At 70.9% G+C, this 16298-nt stretch carries 14 protein-coding genes and 2 pseudogenes; 12 read left to right on the top strand and 4 right to left on the bottom strand.

Features of this window, described 5'->3' with window-relative positions; all coding sequences use genetic code 11:
- Positions 1-33: 33 nt before the first annotated feature.
- A pseudogene (locus tag OG447_RS31990) lies at positions 34-897 on the top strand (transposase family protein); the annotation flags it as partial.
- Between the two features lie 159 nt (positions 898-1056).
- Here the strand turns inward: OG447_RS31990 and OG447_RS31985 are convergent.
- Positions 1057-1629, bottom strand: coding sequence for a hypothetical protein (locus OG447_RS31985; protein WP_266941155.1), 573 nt, complete (start codon positions 1627-1629; stop codon positions 1057-1059).
- 340 nt (positions 1630-1969) lie between these two features.
- Here OG447_RS31985 and OG447_RS31980 point away from each other — a divergent pair, with 340 nt between their 5' ends.
- From OG447_RS31980 to OG447_RS31965, 4 genes are all read left to right on the top strand, one after another.
- The gene (locus OG447_RS31980) at positions 1970-2323 is read left to right on the top strand and encodes a hypothetical protein (protein WP_266941154.1); all 354 of its coding nucleotides are present in this window, start codon (positions 1970-1972) and stop codon (positions 2321-2323) included.
- Positions 2324-2374: 51 nt separating this feature from the next.
- Positions 2375-2545 (top strand): hypothetical protein, encoded by a 171-nt coding sequence (locus OG447_RS31975; RefSeq protein WP_266941152.1) that lies wholly within the window; start codon positions 2375-2377, stop codon positions 2543-2545.
- An 81-nt stretch (positions 2546-2626) separates the two neighbouring features.
- On the top strand, positions 2627-3400 hold the full coding sequence (locus tag OG447_RS31970) for a hypothetical protein (protein ID WP_266941151.1): 774 nt from the start codon (positions 2627-2629) through the stop codon (positions 3398-3400).
- Between the two features lie 58 nt (positions 3401-3458).
- Positions 3459-6182 carry a VWA domain-containing protein gene (locus OG447_RS31965; protein WP_266941149.1) on the top strand — a complete coding sequence of 908 codons (2724 nt, stop codon included), beginning with the start codon at positions 3459-3461 and terminating at the stop codon, positions 6180-6182.
- 257 nt (positions 6183-6439) lie between these two features.
- Here OG447_RS31965 and OG447_RS31960 read toward each other — a convergent pair whose 3' ends face one another.
- The gene (locus OG447_RS31960; RefSeq protein ID WP_266941147.1) at positions 6440-7042 is read right to left on the bottom strand and encodes a TetR/AcrR family transcriptional regulator; all 603 of its coding nucleotides are present in this window, start codon (positions 7040-7042) and stop codon (positions 6440-6442) included.
- Between the two features lie 96 nt (positions 7043-7138).
- Between OG447_RS31960 and OG447_RS31955 the strand changes: the two are divergent.
- Positions 7139-7492: pseudogene (locus OG447_RS31955) on the top strand (VOC family protein); the annotation flags it as partial.
- A 26-nt stretch (positions 7493-7518) separates the two neighbouring features.
- Here the strand turns inward: OG447_RS31955 and OG447_RS31950 are convergent.
- Positions 7519-8586, bottom strand: a complete 1068-nt coding sequence (locus OG447_RS31950; protein WP_266941146.1) for an AraC family transcriptional regulator — start codon at positions 8584-8586, stop codon at positions 7519-7521.
- Positions 8587-8986: 400 nt separating this feature from the next.
- Here OG447_RS31950 and OG447_RS31945 point away from each other — a divergent pair, with 400 nt between their 5' ends.
- Together OG447_RS31945 and OG447_RS31940 are read left to right on the top strand one after the other, a co-directional pair.
- Positions 8987-9505, top strand: coding sequence for a DUF1203 domain-containing protein (locus OG447_RS31945; RefSeq protein ID WP_266941144.1), 519 nt, complete (start codon positions 8987-8989; stop codon positions 9503-9505).
- A 389-nt stretch (positions 9506-9894) separates the two neighbouring features.
- Positions 9895-11127, top strand: coding sequence for a hypothetical protein (locus tag OG447_RS31940; protein ID WP_266941142.1), 1233 nt, complete (start codon positions 9895-9897; stop codon positions 11125-11127).
- Positions 11128-11358: 231 nt separating this feature from the next.
- Here OG447_RS31940 and OG447_RS31935 read toward each other — a convergent pair whose 3' ends face one another.
- Complete coding sequence (locus OG447_RS31935) at positions 11359-12324, bottom strand: alpha/beta fold hydrolase (protein WP_266941141.1); 966 nt, start codon at positions 12322-12324, stop codon at positions 11359-11361.
- A 173-nt stretch (positions 12325-12497) separates the two neighbouring features.
- On the opposite strand from OG447_RS31935, the gene OG447_RS31930 reads away from it, so the two are divergent.
- The 4 genes from OG447_RS31930 to OG447_RS31915 all read left to right on the top strand — a co-directional run bounded on the left by OG447_RS31930 (position 12498) and on the right by OG447_RS31915 (position 16244).
- Positions 12498-13094, top strand: a complete 597-nt coding sequence (locus OG447_RS31930; protein WP_266941139.1) for a TetR/AcrR family transcriptional regulator — start codon at positions 12498-12500, stop codon at positions 13092-13094.
- Between the two features lie 223 nt (positions 13095-13317).
- Complete coding sequence (locus OG447_RS31925; protein WP_266941137.1) at positions 13318-13806, top strand: hypothetical protein; 489 nt, start codon at positions 13318-13320, stop codon at positions 13804-13806.
- A gap of 298 nt (positions 13807-14104) precedes the next feature.
- Positions 14105-15295, top strand: coding sequence for an NAD(P)/FAD-dependent oxidoreductase (locus tag OG447_RS31920; protein WP_266941136.1), 1191 nt, complete (start codon positions 14105-14107; stop codon positions 15293-15295).
- A gap of 10 nt (positions 15296-15305) precedes the next feature.
- Positions 15306-16244 (top strand): sigma-70 family RNA polymerase sigma factor, encoded by a 939-nt coding sequence (locus tag OG447_RS31915; RefSeq protein WP_266941135.1) that lies wholly within the window; start codon positions 15306-15308, stop codon positions 16242-16244.
- Positions 16245-16298: the final 54 nt, after the last annotated feature.

The raw sequence follows: 16298 nt of genomic DNA, 5'->3' as shown, positions 1-16298 counted from the left end.
GGACAGCCTTTACGAGCTCGTGCATGGTTGGCGGTGCGACGCTGGATCTTGATCCCTGATCATGTTCGTGTGGTGGGGAACGGGTTTCGTGCAGCGATCATCAGCGATCGGAGGATCACAGGGCTGTCGGCCGATGTGGGCGCCGAACTCGTCGCCGAGGTAGGACCGTTATGGCACGAACGGCACCAGGCGCGACTGGAGTCCAGGCCGCGGAAGCGGGCCGTCGGCGCCGGCGCAAAGCACCAGCTGGTCTTCATCGACCGGCTCCTGGTCACGCTCGTCCAACTTCGCCACGGTGCCACTCACGACGTGCTGGCCTGCTGGTTCGGTGTCGACCGTTCCATAATCACGCGTGCCATCGGCGAGGTGCGGCCCCTGCTCGCAACGCGCGGCTGCACCATCGCGCCCGGCATCCGGCTCCGCACTCTCGCCGAGGTCATCGACTATCTCGGAGCCAGCGGGCGGGCCGGGATCATCGACGGCACCGAGATCCGGGTGCGCAGGCCCGCCGTCGGCCGCAATGACCGGGAGAAGTTCATCTCCGGCAAGAACAAGCAGAACGCGGTCAAGGCCATGGTCCTCACCGACTCCGTCGGCAGGCTCTTGTTCTGCAGTCCAGCCCAGCCCGCAAGCTGTGCCGACATCACTCACGCCCGACAGTTAGGCCTGGTCAAGCACCTGGCTGGCGGCCCGCCCGTGGAGATCCTCGCCGATGCCGGCTACCAAGGCCTCGGCGCCCAGACCGGCGGCCGCGTCGTGACGCCACCACACGGTAAGTTCAAGAAGAACCCGCCGGACTGGTACGAGGAGATCTGCGAGCGCCAGCGCAAGGCCCACTCCTCACGCCGCATCCGCGTCGAACACGGCATCGCACACCTCAAAAACTGGCGAGCACTCGCTCGCCACCACGGCCGACGCGAGCACCTGAGCGACACGATCCAAGCCGTCGCCGGACTCCTTTCACGCCAGCAGACCACCACCCTCGGGGCCAGCCACGGTGAGCACCGGGCCGACCTGCACCTTTCGACGTGCCACCGCCAACCATGCACGAGCTCGTTAGCCGGCGGGGCTTGTCCGTTGTCGGGCCCGGGCCCGGTCGCGGAACCAGGCAACCGTCCCCACCAGCACTGCCACCCCCGCCCCGTACAGGGGCAGCCACAGGGTCGTCGTTGCCGCGAGGCACTCGGCAGCGGCCTTATGGGCCTGGCTTTCCTGAGCGAACGCCAGGGCCGTGCCGTCGTGGCCGGCCAGGTTCCCGAGCGCGGCCTCTACCTGGAGGGCCTGGTACCTGCCCACCAGCTCGCACTGGCTGCGTGTGCCCGGCATCGGGAACAGCCAGGCCCGGCGCTGCAACAGGGGGGCGAGCGCGATCGCCACGCACAGGCCGACGACCAGCGCGTATGCGACGAGGCCGCGCATGTACGCCGAGCGGATGTCCGGCGTCCACTCCGCCCGGCGCTGGAAGGCGAGCATCACCGCGAGGAGCGTCACCCCGATGAACGTGGCGAACCACTGCCACGACCCCTGGGCGAGCGCGAACGTCAGCACCGCGGCGAGTCCGATGCCGATGACCCCGGGAGCGGGAATGTCACTGCCCGCTGTGGCGGATGCCGGCCTCGGGGTGGTCACTCGGGGGGCTGGGATCGCTCACTGACCTCTCCTGCAGGGGGGAGGCATCAGCATCCGCCGAGGGGCACCGCAGCGCTGGGCGCCATGCCGCACGGGCCGGGGCGTCCCGCCCGGATGGCCGCGCCGCCCCGGATGGCAGCGCCGCCCGGCACCGCGCTGCGTCGTCGCAGCCCCTGACAGTCGGCTGCGGTTCTTCGAACCGGGCAGGACCGTTGTTCCGGGCGAGCACGTCTTCGCCGGCCAGGGTGCGGAAACTGCGTAGCTGCAGAGTTTGTGGTGCCGGTATCGTCCCGTCTCCCGACCCGCCGTACCAGCGGCCTGCCTTCAGAGAGCGATGGACATGACCAGCCAAGAAGCGACGACGACGCTGTGGCGTCCCGTCGGCCCCAAGGAGCTGGATCTGGTTCGGGAGCTGAGCTGGCGTGCCTGGCCGCCCCGGCTGCCCGAGCAGCCGATCTTCTACCCGGTCCTCAACGAGGACTACGCGATCAGGATCGCGCGGGACTGGAACGTGCAGCACGATGGCGCGGGCTTCGTCACTCGTTTTGAGGTCGAGTCGGAGTTCTTGAGCCGGTATCCCGTTCAGCAGGCCGGCGGGCAGACGATCCTCGAACTCTGGGTTCCGGCCGAGGAGTTGGACGAGTTCAACGCCCACATCATCGGCGAGATCCAGGTGGTCCACGAGTTCCGCTGAGGCGGGGAGGCTGCGGCGCGAGGGTGCGGACGCGGTCCGCCCGGGCCGGCCGTGGGCCTGTCCCCGGTTGATCGTGGACAGCGTCTTGGCCCGCTGCCCGGTCCGATCGTCACGCAGCTGCTGGAGGAGGTCTTCCGCTCCGGTCCCGACCCGGAGGCCATGCGCCTGCGCCGCGAAGTCGAGCCCCGCACCCTCGTGGACAGCGGCCGGATCACCCCGTAGGCACCCGTCAGGGACCTGCCACCTGGACGCTCCTGACCGTATCCCGGACGTATGCCTGCCCAAGGCCATACAGTCCGTGGCATGTTGGAGCTCTTTCAAGTCCTCGGTGGCATCGCCGGATTCGGCGGCGTGGCACTCGGAGTGTTGTTCCTCCTCTACCGGGACCTCGTCCGCAACATCATTCAGAACAAGATGTTCCGCACCCTCACGGCGGGGCAGGCCACCGGTCTGTTCGGGGCCGTGATCGTCTTCACCTTCGCCATCGCGATCCTGGGCATCTTCGCCACGCTCGCAGACGGCGGGGGAGCTCAACAGTTCATGATCCTGGTCGGCATCCTGCTGGCGTTCCTCCTCGCGGCCCTCCTCCTCGGGGGACGGATCCTCACCGGCGGGCGCCGGAGCGGGCTGGACCACGGGGCGGCTGCGGGGGAGCGGTCGCTGGCCAAGGTGGCACGGCTGGTCGAGGGCAACGAGCCCGACCAGGCGGAACGCGCGCTCGAATCGGCCGGGACCGACCGCGAGTCCGAGGAGTTCTGGTACTGGAAGGCCAGGATCGCCCTCGCCCGCTCCAACCCGGCGGTGGCCGCGGGGTACGTCGACGAGGCCTTGAAGATCGAGCCCCGGAACCCGCACGCCATCGCCCTCAAGATCAGGATCCTGCTGGTCGGCAGAGACCCGGCGGACCGCGACCGGGCCCTGCGGCTCGCCGGCGCAGGCGAGGGCATCAGCAGCGAACTGGACGTCTGGCTACGGCGTTTGCGGGCGGAAGGCATGTTCGACGTCCGGGTGCGGACCAACACCGAGCTGGACGAACGCTGTCCGCTCCCCGCCCGCCACGGCCAGGCCACGGCCTGAGGCCCGGCAGCGCCCGGCCCGGCCCGACCCGACGACCCACGACACGGAAGACACGCGCATGACGACTGAAGATCCCGGCGGCTTCGCGGCCCCTGCCCCCGCCGTCCTCTACATCGCCCGCCGCTGGCATGGGTTCTGGGCCCCTTCCGCCCGGCGTATCGAACAGGAATGCCGTCAGCGGGCGATGAGCCGCGGCCTGACGCTCCTGGACCCGACCGCGCGGAACCCCGAGGAGGTGGACCGCTTATTGAGGGACACACCGGACCGCGCGGTCGTGGCCGAGCCCGCCATCGTCGCCCATGACGCGCTGCGGACTTCGCTGTTGAGTTCCCCCGACATCCTGGACGGGCTCCTCGGGCTCGGCGCCACCCTCAGGCCCTGCGACGACCGGGCCGCACCGGCGACGACAGCCGACAGGCTGTCGGACGGCACGGCGGTCCTCCTCACCCACGACCCCTTCGGCCCGGAGCTGCCCCGTGCGGAGCTCGACCGCCGGGCGTGTGAGTGCCAGGAGTACGCCGAGCGCTGCGGGCTGCACGTGGACCGGCTCCTCGACGGCGAGGCCGCGTACATCCGCTTCATCGAGGAGGAGCTGGCGAAACCGGCGACGGGGCCGGTGCGCACGATCGTGGTCCACCCCGGCGCCTTCGCCGTCGGCCTCGGAAGGGACGCCCAGCGGAGCCGGCCCGGAAAGCACGGCGACGTCTGGAGGTGGCTCCTCCAGGGGCGCGTGGTCCATTCCGCGGGGCAGTTGCGGAGCACGCGTCCGGGTGGGGTGCGGCTGGCCAAGGGTGGGCTTCAGCCCGAGCCCGTGACCCCGCTCGACAACCACGTGAGCGGGGAGGCTCGCGAACCGTTCCTGGAATGGAACGACACGGCCGAGCCCGTGATCCCGCCCGACGCCCCCGAGGCCGAGGCGCGGGGCGTAGCCAGGCCCACCGTAAGAAAGTGGGAAAGTCGCGGGGTGCCGCCCACGCCAGCCTCGAGTCGCAACCGCCCGGCCCCGTCCCCGGCGTACCCCCCGGCCCCCGCCCCCGCCCCGGCCGAGGCGTACGGGTACCCCCAGCCCCAGCCCCCGGCCCCGGCGTACGGCTACCCCCAGCGCCCGGCCCAGGCGTACGACTACCCCCAGAGCCCGGCCATCCGCGCCGCCCCCATGCCCGCTACCGGCAGCCCCCTCCCCCACGACGGCCTTTTCATCCGGCGGCGCAGCGCCTACGGCACCCGCTCCGTGCTCGGTGTCACCGAACTCATCGACAGCGGCGTGCTGATCGAGCAGGACCAGATCCGGTTTGACGACTTCGTCGCCGCCCGTACCGACCAGGTCCCCGGCCCGCCCGAGGGCGAGGCGCTCGCCGTCAGCCACGGACTCGCCCGGGTGCCCGGCGACTCCAAGGCCCATGAGGCCACCACCCACTTCGTGGAGATCGCACTGAAGGCCGGAGCGGAAGCTCAGCCGGGCACGGGCACGGGCACGGACACGGGCACGGACATGGACATGGGCACGGGCACGGGCGCGCACGCGAAGGAACCGCTCCCGGTGAACTTCGTCTTCGTCGTGGACACGAGCAGCTCCATGGAGGGCGAGAAGCTCGACACGGTCAAGTCCGCGCTCCAGGAGATCTACGAGCGGCTGCGCCCCACCGACTCGCTCGGCATCGTCACCTTCGCCACCAACGTGTCGACCCTCTTGCAGGCGACCCGCAAGGAGGACCTGTCGCCGGAGAAGTTCGCCGCGACCGTGGCGGGCATGACCGCCTACGGCGGCACGGACATCCAGCTCGGCGTGCAGTACGGCATCGTGGAGATCGGCCGCCGCGCGAGCTCCGGCCGTACCGTGAACCGGCTCTACCTCTTCTCGGACGGCGACCCGACCTCCGGCGAACGGAACTGGACCACCGTCCGGAAGAACATTGCGGCCAGGCTGCGCGGCGATCTGACCCTCTCGTGCTTCGGCTTCGGCACGGACGCGCGGATGACCGAGCTCTCGGCGCTCGCCGGGACCGCCCGCGGCCACTGCACCTTCGTCACCCGCCCCGAACAAGTCCGCTCCGGCCTCCTGGAGGACCTGGAGCGGCGTGACCACCTCGCCGCGATCGACATCCAGCTCCGGATCGACATCGACCCGGCAGTGACGGTGTGGCACCTCTACGGGCACGACCTGGTCACCGATCAGCGGGCGCGGGCCCGGGTGTTCCGGGAGTCGCGTGAAGCGGCCCGGCGCGCACGGGAGGAGTACGGAACCGAGGCGCTGCCCGACCTGATCACCGGCGAGAAGGGCATCCGGATCTTCGCCCCTGACCTGGCCTTCGGCGAGACGTACTGGGTGGTCCTGGAGATCCAGGTCCCGGAGGGGCGGCCGCTCGCGGGCGGGATCGGTACGGCGACCGTGCAGTACGTGGACACCCTCGCGCGCGAGAACCGCAGCCGGGAGCTCGCGCTGGCGGACGCGACCACGCTCTCGGAGGAGACCGTGACGGTGCACGCGGTGGGCCTGCGGACGAGCGAGATCACCTTCCACGCGCTCGACGACCTGTACGAGAACGACCGCGATGCCGCCGGGCGCCGCCTGTCCGGGCACATCGAGGTCCTCAAGCAGGTACACCAGGCCTTCCCCGTACCCGAGTTCGTCAATGACCGGGTGACGATCGAGAAGCTGCTCGTGCTGGCAGGCAGCCTGGGCACGTTCGCGGCGTTCTCGGACTCCGCGGTGTCCCCGGCCGGCCCGACCATCCGGCGCATGAACGAGTTCGCGCGGATCAGGTCCGGCGCCGCCTTCTGACGGTCCCGCGTCCCGGGCCTCCGCCGGGGCCGTACACAAGGCCCCGGCGGAGGCCCGCCCGCTGGCCGAGCATCACCCGCTGCGGGCACAGCAGCGGCACGCCCTGCGCACCGCGAGCTCGGCGACGTTGAAGGTCCTTCGTCCGCCCTGCGGGGTCGATGAGATCTGCGATTTCCAGCCGGGGCGCCTCAGGCTCTCGCAGATCCCTCCGAACCAGGTGCTCTCTCAGGGACGGGTCCGTCGTCCTCGCCGCTCTGTCACTGCGGAGGGTGCAGGGCGCTGCGGAGGATGGTGAGGACCTCGTCGCGGGTGGGGGGTGTGGGGGCCGTCATCGCTCGCAGGCACAGCCCTGTCATCAGCGGGGGGATGGTCGCGGCGGCGACCGGGCCGACCAGGGGGGTCAGGGCCTCCGTGCTGGCCCGTGCCGACAGGCTGGCCGCCTCGCGCAGGTCGGGGCGGCGCAGGGCAGCGGTGTGGAGCTCGTACTCGACGATCGCGTTGGTGCGGCCCTCGCCCAGGCAGGCCATGACGCTGTCGGCCAGTGCCTCGGCGATCCGCTCGGGGCCTGCGGTGGAGTACTCCTCGGCCCACGACCGTACGAAGCCGGCGAACCGGTCGGCTGCGCGCTCCAGAGCGGCGCGGATCAGCGCCTCGCGGTCGGCGAAGTGGTATGTGGTCGAGGAGAGCGAGACATCGGCCCGCTCGGCGATCGCCCGGTGGGTCAACCCCTCCAGCCCGCGTTCGGCGATCAGCTCCACGGCCACTTCGGTGATGCGCTCCCGGCGGTCCGGGTCGTGTCGGCGTGTGCGGCGGGTCTTCTCGGTCAGGGTCGTCAGGCTCCTTCTCGGTGTGCTGATCACTTTCGCACGCCGCCCGGCTATTGGTACGGACGTCCGTACTGATGTTGTGGTGGAGGTGTAGGCGGTCGACGGGGGGCGTAAAGGAGACAGAGAGTCATGGCAGGCAACGCACACCCCCTGAACCTGGTGGACGTCACCGTCCCCCGCGAGGCGCACGACGACGCCCGCCGCTTCTACCTGGAAGCCTTCGGCTGGACCGTCGAGGCGGACATCCCGGGCTACCCGATCATGGGGACGGGGCCGGGTGGCGCCCAGGTCGGGCTGATGTGGGAGGGCAACCCGCAGTCCGGCGACCTGTCGAAGTTCTGGCAGACCGGCAGGGCGGTGCCCTTCCTGGGGACCGAGGACATCGACGCCACCCTCGCCGAGGTGGAGCGGCACGGCGGCAAGGTCGCCGCACCGCTGCGGCAGACCGGCCCCGTCGAGGTCGCGGTCTTCGAGGACCCGTGGGGCAACCACTGGTGGGAAGGGCGCCGTCAGTCGCCGTTCGGGCGGGCTGACGCGCTGCCGTGCGGATGGCCGGCGCGGCGCAGGGCGGCGGGAGTGGTGTTGTACCAGCGTTGCACCGCTCGGCGCAGGGCGCGGGCGTCGGCGTAGCCGCTCCGGGCGGCAATGGCATCGATGGTGAGGTCGGTGTCGTGGAGCAGGTGCGTGATGTGCGTTCGACGAAGGGTTTCCAGCTCGTCGTTCCATGTGGTGCCGTGTTCGTCGAGACGGCGTTGGAGGGTTCGTGGGCTGATGGTCATGCGCCGCGCGACGGTGGAGAGCGTCGGTGTGGTGTGGTCGTGGGCTGAGGCGAGGGCGATGCGGAAGAGGTCCAGCCAGTCGTGCAGGGGGATCGCGTTGGCGAGGGTCTGCTCGGCATGTCTTCGGAGCACGGCCGACAGACCGGGCTGGGCGTGCGGGCTCGGGGCCTTCAGGTCGGAGGCGAGGAAGGTCATCGAGGTGAGGGGGGCTTCGAAGTCGATGGCGCGGGTGCCGTAGAGCTCGGTCAGGCCGTCGTGCCGGCGGGGTGCTTCGGTGGCCAGGGCTACGTGGACGGGAACGAGGCGGCGTTGCGCGGCTTCGCTGAGACGCCGTTGGTAGAGGCCGAGGGCGTAGGCGCGGATGGCGCAGGCGACTTCGTAGGTCCGTTCGCCCTGGTTGACGTGGCTGATGGTGATGTGGTCGCCGTCCTCGGTGATCCGGAGGCTGTCCGTGCCGGTGTCGGCGACGGTGGCCAAGTAGGCGGCGCCGTCCCGGATCCCTTCGAGCGGGGTGGGTGCAGAGGTGATCAGGTAGTCCCAGACCCCGAGGGCGCCGATGCTCGACTGCTGTGCCAGGACCAGCGACAGCTCGCTCCAGGGAGCGTGGGTGGTCGACAGTTCCGCGATGCGAATGCCCGTGGCCGCGGGGGTCCGGCACAGGTCGTCGTTGAGGTGCTCGGGCGCCAGGCCCAGCAGGTGCGCGTACCCGTGCGGGGGTGTGCCGAGCAGACGCGCCGCATTGACGCTCAGACGGGTGAGGGCGGAGGAAGTTGTTCCCTGATGTGCATGCGAGACCACAGGGGCAGAGCATAGACCAGCATGAAATGCCAGATCATCGCCGGAGCTTGGGGCCTGGTGCCCCCATCTTGGCGTGGAGGGTCCCCCCGTGGCACGCACGGTCCCCTGGCTGGCGGGTGCTGCCCCGAGGCAGGTGATCCGCTCAGCCATAGCGTGGTGATCGTTCTCGCACGGTGCGGACGGCGCCACCCCGTAGACGGGGTCATCTCCGCTGTGCAGTACGGGAGTTCACGGCATTCCGGACCCCTCCACGGGGGTGGGGGGCCCGGAATGCCGTGAACTGGGGCCCGCCCCCCCGCGCTCCGCGTGAGAGGTCCCAGCGCCGCCCTGGTCAGGATCGGTGAGCTACACGTCCGAATTCCGCCAGCCAGGCCAAGGAGCGGCCGCGGACACTGGTCCCATGACCGCGTACACGCCTCTCCCCATCCCTCCCGCCGCACTCCGCGAACTCCGGAACATCGATGACGCCGGGCGGCCGACGCAGCCGTACACCGCACGCGAGGACGGTGTACCGCTTGATTGCGTGGGCAGCCCCCTACGGTGCTGCCTGCGGCCCATCGAGCCCGGCGAGCGCGTCGCCCTCGTCTCCTACGCGCCACTGCGCCGCTGGGCGAAGGCGACCGGGGTCGAGCCCGCGGCCTACGACGAAGTGGGCCCGGTATTCATCCACGCCGACGAATGCGGAGAGCCACGGCGAGCGCAGGGATACCCGTTCACGCGACCGGGGGCACTGCGTACCGTCCGGTGCTACAACGCCGAGGGGCACATCGTCGGGGGCCTGTTCTTCGAGATCCCGGACGATGCCGACGCCGGGTTCGAACGGGTCTTCAAGGAAGCGTTCGCCGCGCCAGAGGTGGCGCTGGTGCACGTGCGGGCCCTGGAGTACGGCTGCTTCCAGTTCGAGGTCCGGCGACCGTAGACGGCCGGCCGGCAGTGCTGATGGGTTTCATGTCCGCCGAGGTTCCGCCGCCACCGCCGGGAGACGTCTACCGGCCGCCTCCGCCTCCGCCGGAGGGGAACCGCGTGGCGAAGGTCTTTGCGTGCTCCTGCCTCGCCAGCATCGTCGGCATGGTGCTGCTTCTCTGGGTGATTTGCTTCGCCGGTCATTGATTTGAGCAGGGGCCGGTTCTCCGACCTGTGGGAGAACCTTCAGGCCGGCCGCCCCGCCACGCGCACACGCTATGCCTGTGCGTAACCGATCCGTTACGCTACGTGCGCGATGAGTGGTCATCGCATCTCACCCCGCACCCCCGCGCGTCCGGCGTCGCCGGACTGCCGAGCCGTGCGCGCAGCCAGAAGGAGATGCCCATGCCCGGAACCCAGGACGGCAAGGACGCCAAGGCGGAGCAGATCAGCGGCAAGCTGATCGCGGCGGCGCCGCTGAGTTCGAAGCCGCCCATTACGGTCCCAGTGCATCAGCGCGACGCGGAGTGGGAGCTGCCGAACGGCTTCGCCTGGGTCTACTACGGCGAGGGCACCGACCACGTCGCCAAGCCGGTGGTCATGGCGGACGGCTTCAGCCTCGGCCGGAGCGATCTGCAGTGGCTCGCCCAGGGCCTGGACGGCGGGGAGTACAAGTTCCTGACCGCCCTGCGCAAGCAGGGGCGCACCGTGATCCTGGTCGGGTTCGACGAGCGCACCGCGCCTATCCAGAAGAACGCAGACACCGTCATCGCGGCGATTCAGCGGACCATTGGGGAGCGCGTCGGTGACGACCGGCTGACCGTCGGCGGCTTCAGCATGGGCGGCCTGGTCACCCGCTACGCGCTGGCCAAGATGGAGACGGAGCGGGCGGACCACCAGACCGAGCTGTACTTCTCCTACGACACCCCGCACCGCGGCGCCGTGATCCCGATCGGCCTGCAGGCGTTCGCACACTTCATCCCGCTGGCCAACGACTTCGCGCGGCAGATGAACAGCCCGGCAGCCCGGCAGATGCTCTGGCGCCACTACAACAGCGAGACCGGCAAGGACGAGATCGACCCGCTGCGCACCGAGCTGCTGGACGAGCTGGACCGCATGGGCGGCTGGCCGCGGATCCCGCGGACGATCGCGGTGGCCAACGGCACCGGCGACGGCATGGGCCTCAGCATCCCGCCCGGCGACATGGCCCTGAAGAGCACCGGCCTGATCGGCTTCCCCGGCACGACCTTCTACACCCAGGCCGCCGGCAAGAACGTCACGGTCGCCGAGCTGAAGCGGCTGCTCCCGCCCGCCGCGAAGACAGTCACCACCAGCGGCTTCCCCGAGCTGGACGGTGCACCGGGCGGCACCCTCGCCTCCTACAAGATCGTGGCGGACGAGCTGGTGGCGAAGGGCGGCAAGGTCGACCTGCGGCACGAGGCCATCTGCTTCGTGCCCACCATCAGTGCGGTGGCGATCCGCGACATCGACAAGCAGGAGGACCTGTACGCGAAGGTCGCCACGCTCGACCCGAACGAAAGTGAGCTGGACGAGTTCCTCTGCTCCTCGGCCACCACCCAGCACACCGCGATCACCCAGGAGCTGTGTCAGTGGATCATCAAGCGGCTTCCGGAGTGACGCAGCGTCATCACCGCCGATCCAACCGGTGATCCAGCCGCCCGTCCGGATGCCTCAGCGCCGGGCGGGCGGCCCCGTGCCGTTGCGGCACAGGCCACTGGACGCGCCCGCGGCCACGCGGACCTGGCACGGGGTGCCGCCACGAGCCCGGTTCCGGGGGCGCCCTTCGGCAACCGGGCGGTACTACGCGGCGATCAGGTGCCGTCCGGGTAGAGCCGCAGCTTGGACGGCTTACTTGGCTTCGACTCGTCCGACCGGATCGGGGCCGGTCGTCAGCGCCTCGTGCGCGGTCTGCCAGGCGTTGTCGCCGGGGTGGAGCCGGGTGCGGAGGTAGGCCGCAGTGAGCCGTGCGAGGGCGGCGACCCGCTCGGGGCTTTCGTCCGTGGTCTCGGCGGCGTCGTATCCGGCGATCCCGCCGAGTCCGTGCTCCGCGTCGAACAGGGTGAGCAGGGTCTTGGGACCGGGGGCGAGGGTGTAGGGGTCGGCGTGCCAGTCCGGCCCCATGTCCGTGAAGTGCCGGGGGTCGTCCTTGTCGCCGGCGACGACCAGCGCGGGTGTGGTCATGGTGGAGAAGTCGACGGCCCCGATGATCGGCCATTGCTCGGCCATGGGCCCGTTGAAGACGTCGCCGCCCCTGCCGGGCGCGGCGAGCAGCACGCCCGCCTTGATCCGGGGCTCGACCAGGTGCACCACCCTCCCGGTGTCGGGGTCGGTGATCCCGGCGCCCAGCAGGAGGGCGGCGGTGAAGCCGCCGAGTGAGTGTCCGACGAGGGCGACCCTCGTGTGGTCGATCCGCCCGGCGAGCTGCGGCACGGCGTTCTCGATCACCTCGAGCCGGTCGAGGACGTGGGTCATGTCCTCGGCGCGGGAGCGCCAGAAGTCGGGTGCGCCGGGGGCGTCGGCGACCAGGTCGGTCAGTGTCCTTGAGGTGAGGTGGGTGGGCTGGACGACGACGAACCCGTGCGCCGCCCAGAGGTTGGCGAGCGGCGCGTAGCCGTTGAGCGAGGAGAGGTTGTTCGAGGGGCCGTGGCCGTGGGAGAGGAGGAGGACGGGAAGGCTCGTTCCGGTCGCGGGCGCGGAGACACGTACCTGTAGGCCCACGGGACGTCCCGGTACGGACAGCACCACCGGACTGAAGGACAGGACCGGGACGGGCGCGCCCAAGGCGTCGGCGGTGGTGGCGGTGGATGTGCTCACGATGTGGACTCCCTTTCGGTGGCACCTGCCGTCAGCCGGTCTCGTGCGACCGGCGACGGACAAGGCGGTCAGGAGCGGCCGCTTCGGCTAAGCTGAAACGGAACGCTGCTCCGCTTAATATCCGGAGCGTCGCTCCGTTTTGTCAAGCGGTGTCGAAGGAGAACGTGAACGTGATGCCCACCGAGAGCCCCGCAGGGGAGCCGCCGGCCCGAAGCAAGCGGGCCGACGCCCAGCGCAACCGGCAGACGGTGCTCACCGCCGCCGCCGAGGTGTTCGTCACCTCCGGCGTCGACGCGCCGATCCGACAGATCGCTGCCCGGGCGGGCGTCGGGATGGCCACGATCTACCGGCACTTCCCCACCCGGGCGGATCTCGTCACCGCCGTCTACCGCCACCAGATCGAGGCATGCGCGGAAGCCGGCCCGAAGCTGCTGGCCAGTGCCGGCTCCCCGGTCGACGCACTGCGCCAGTGGATCGACCTCTTCGTCGACTTCCTGGTCACCAAGCACGGACTCGCCGACGCCCTGCAGTCCGACAGCGACCGCTTCGCCCCGCTGCACACCTACTTCCTCGACCGCCTGCTGCCCGTCTGCGCCCAACTCCTCGACGCAGCGGTCGACGCCGGCGACATCAGGCCCGGCACGCAGCCCTACGAGCTGATGCGCGGCATCGGCAACCTCTGCATCGGACGCGACAGCGACCCCCTGTACGACCCCCGCCGTTTGATCGAACTGCTCCTCCAGGGACTACAGCGGCCTCGACCGGCCTGACGACGACATCCACCGACGGCGGCGGGCGGCGGGATCGCGCTCGGCGACTACGCCGACGCCGGGGGAGCCGGGGATCCGTTCATCCCCGCTGCCGTTCCGGCCCCGGGTGCCATCCGAGCCGTCGCAGTGCGCAGTCAACGACGCCCGGAGCCCGGAGGTTTGGCCCCTTGCCAAGGAGAGAGAACTGGACAGGCACCACTCGGCACGCGACTTCAGGGGGAGCGTGTCCGACGGCACCGTCACCTTTGGCATAGGCGCTGCGGCCCAGGCCGCCGCTTCGCTCGTCAACACCCTGGACGACATCAAGGTGCCGCTGAAGGACGAAGTGCTGATCACCAAAGACCGCGCCAAACAGATCGGCACGGAGGTCGAAATGGCCCTGGAGGCATCCCGGGCCCGGATCGCCGAGGCGACCTCGCCCGGCTTCCGCGACCTCGCCTACGCTCTCGACGCGGTCGCCCGGGAGCGCGAGGCGTACTTCGACGCGCGGATCCCCACCGGCCTGCACCGCACCGCGGCCCAGGCAGGGGAGGACGCCGAGGTCGACGTGGGGGAGTCGCCGGCAACCCGAAACGACCCGTCCGGGCCCGACCCGTACGAGGGCTCCGTCCCCGTGACTGACTCGGTCCCGGTCGTCGACTCCGTGCCGGTCACGGTCTCGGTACCCGCCGAACTCTCCGTGCCGTCCCACCCCTCGGCCCCCGAACCGTAAGGGCGCTGCGCGCCCCAGCCGGACTCGGTGCCGTACCCGTCCTCCGTACCCGACATGGCACTCCTCCCTGAGGCAGACGGCACCCCCGCCGGATCCCGCCCCCGCGACGGGCTTTCCCCCGAACCCGCCCCCGCGCACCGGCCCGGGGCTAGACCAACGCTCTCGCGACCCGGTTCGGGTCGCCAATCGGCGAGAAGGAGCTCGTCTGAGTTCGGTGACCCGCGTCACACCCGGCTCCTGTCAGCAATCGGGGCGCCGTCCCGTTCAAGGGGCACGCGAACGAGACAGGAGCAACGCCATGAAGCACCGCATCGTCGTACTCGGCGCCGGATACGCCGGGGCCTTCGCCGCCGGAAACCTGGCCCGTCGGCTCTCCCCGGCCGACACCGAGATCACCGTCGTCAACGCCGTGCCCGACTTCGTCGAGCGGATGCGGCTCCACCAGCTCGCGGTCGGCCAGGAACTCGCGTTCCGCAGGCTCGCCGACGTATTCGCGGGCACCGGGGTGCGGCTGTGCCTGGCTCGCGTCACCGGCGTCGACCCCGAGCGCAGGACCGTCGCCGTGACCGGCGAGGACGGCGACGGTGAGCTCGCGTACGACACGCTCCTCTACGCGCTCGGCAGCTCCGTAGCCCACCATGGCGTCCCCGGCGTGGCCGAGTACGCCTTCGACGTGACCGGCCGGTCCTCGGCGCTGCGTCTGCGCGAGCGCCTGGCCGGCCTGGGCGAGGGCGGCACCGTGCTGGTCGTCGGTGAGGGGCTGACCGGCATCGAGACCGCCACCGAGTTCGCCGAGTCCCGGCCCGACCTCTCGGTCGCGCTCGCCGCACGCGGCGAGCTGGGCGCCTGGCTCTCCCCGAAGGCCCGCCGGCACCTGCGCCATGCCTTCGACCGGCTCGGCGTCACCGTCCACGAGCACACCGGCATCGAAGCCGTCGAGGCGACACGGGCGATCGCTGCCGACGGTACGTCCATCCACGCCGACGTGACCGTGTGGTCGGCCGGGTTCGCCGTGCACCCCATCGCGGCCGCCAGCGGCCTGGAGGTCGCCGAGACCGGCCAGATCGTCGTCGACCGCACCATGCGCTCGGTCTCGCACCCGGACGTCTACGCCGCCGGAGACTGCGCCTACGCGATCGGCGAGAACGGCCGGGCGCTGCCGATGTCCTGCGCCTCGGCCGGGTTCACCAACATGCAGGCGACCGCCGCGATCATCGCGCGCCTGACGGGCAGTGATGTCCCGACCACCGGGCTGAAATACCACGGTAACCACATCAGCCTCGGGCGGCGGGACGCGATCTTCCAGATGGTGGACGGGGAGGCCCGGTCGAAGTCCTGGTACCTGGGCGGCCGGACCGCCGCGCGGCTCAAGTCGGGCGTACTCAACGGGGCCGGGTGGGGCATCGCCCACCCGACCTTCGGCATGCCGAAGCGCAAGCGCCGCCTGGCCACCGTGCCCGACCGGGCCGGTGTGAGGGTCGCCGCATAGGCTGCTGCGCATGGACAGCGAAGCCATCGACCGGTTCGAGGCCAGCCGGGGCCGGCTGGCCTCGCTCGCGTACCGTCTGCTCGGCTCGGCCGCCGACGCCGAGGACGCCGTGCAGGACACGTTCCTGCGCTGGCAGGCCGCGGACCGCGAGCGGGTCGAGGTGCCGGAAGCGTGGCTGACCAAGGTCGTCACCAACCTCTGCCTCGACCGGCTCCGCTCGGCGCAGGCGCGCCACGAGCGAGCGGCCGGTGCCTGGCTGCCCGAGCCGCTCCTCGAGGGCGACCCGATGCTCGGCCCTGCCGACACCTTCGAGCAGCGCGAATCGGTGTCCTTGGCCGTACTGACCCTCTTGGAGCGTCTCTCCCCGGTCGAACGGGCCGTCTATGTCTTGCGCGAGGCCTTCTCGTACAGCCACGCCGAGATCGCCGGGATCCTCGACATCACCGAGTCCGCGAGCCAGCAGCGTGTCCACCGGGCCCGGATCCGGGTCGCCGCCGAGCGCCGCCGCGGCGGCGAGGCCGACCCCGCGTCCGCGCGCCGGGTCGTCGAGGAGTTCCTCGCCGCCGCCACGTCGGGGCGCACCGAACGGCTGGTGGCGCTGCTCACCGAGGACGTGACGGCGTTCTCGGACGGCGCCGGACTGGGCAAGCGGCTGTTGCGGTACAGGACGCGCGAGCGGGTCGCCTCCTACGTGCGGGCCGGCTTCAAGCCCACGCCGGCGAAGCGGCGGCTGGCCGGCGGCTCACCCGCGATGTGCATCGCGCTGGTCAACGGCTCCCCGGCCGTCCTCGCCGTGGTCGACGACCGGGTCGTGGGCGCCGTGGCGTTCGAAGTCAGCGACGGCAAGGTCGCGTCCCTGCGCGGCATCGCCGCCGCGAACCGGCTCGCGCGCCTCAACGAGGCCTGGCGGCAGCACGAACCCGACGCACCGGTCATCAACGCATGGTGACCACGGCCACTGGAATCCAGTGACCTGAGTCGGAGCCAGGACGGCACCCCTTCG

Origin of the sequence: Streptomyces sp. NBC_01408, assembly GCF_026340255.1 — a bacterium.
Lineage (GTDB): Bacteria > Actinomycetota > Actinomycetes > Streptomycetales > Streptomycetaceae > Streptomyces.
Note: the sequence above shows the minus strand (reverse complement) of the source record. Positions and strands in the feature narration are given on the sequence as shown.

Coding starts and splice junctions, on each gene's coding strand:
- OG447_RS31970 (WP_266941151.1), top strand. CDS start 2,627: ATGTTGGAGCTCTTTCAAGTCCTCGGTGGCATCGCCGGATTCGGCGGC.
- OG447_RS31940 (WP_266941142.1), top strand. CDS start 9,895: ATGCCCGGAACCCAGGACGGCAAGGACGCCAAGGCGGAGCAGATCAGC.
- OG447_RS31980 (WP_266941154.1), top strand. CDS start 1,970: ATGACCAGCCAAGAAGCGACGACGACGCTGTGGCGTCCCGTCGGCCCC.
- OG447_RS31945 (WP_266941144.1), top strand. CDS start 8,987: ATGACCGCGTACACGCCTCTCCCCATCCCTCCCGCCGCACTCCGCGAA.
- OG447_RS31965 (WP_266941149.1), top strand. CDS start 3,459: ATGACGACTGAAGATCCCGGCGGCTTCGCGGCCCCTGCCCCCGCCGTC.
- OG447_RS31920 (WP_266941136.1), top strand. CDS start 14,105: ATGAAGCACCGCATCGTCGTACTCGGCGCCGGATACGCCGGGGCCTTC.
- OG447_RS31915 (WP_266941135.1), top strand. CDS start 15,306: ATGGACAGCGAAGCCATCGACCGGTTCGAGGCCAGCCGGGGCCGGCTG.
- OG447_RS31930 (WP_266941139.1), top strand. CDS start 12,498: ATGCCCACCGAGAGCCCCGCAGGGGAGCCGCCGGCCCGAAGCAAGCGG.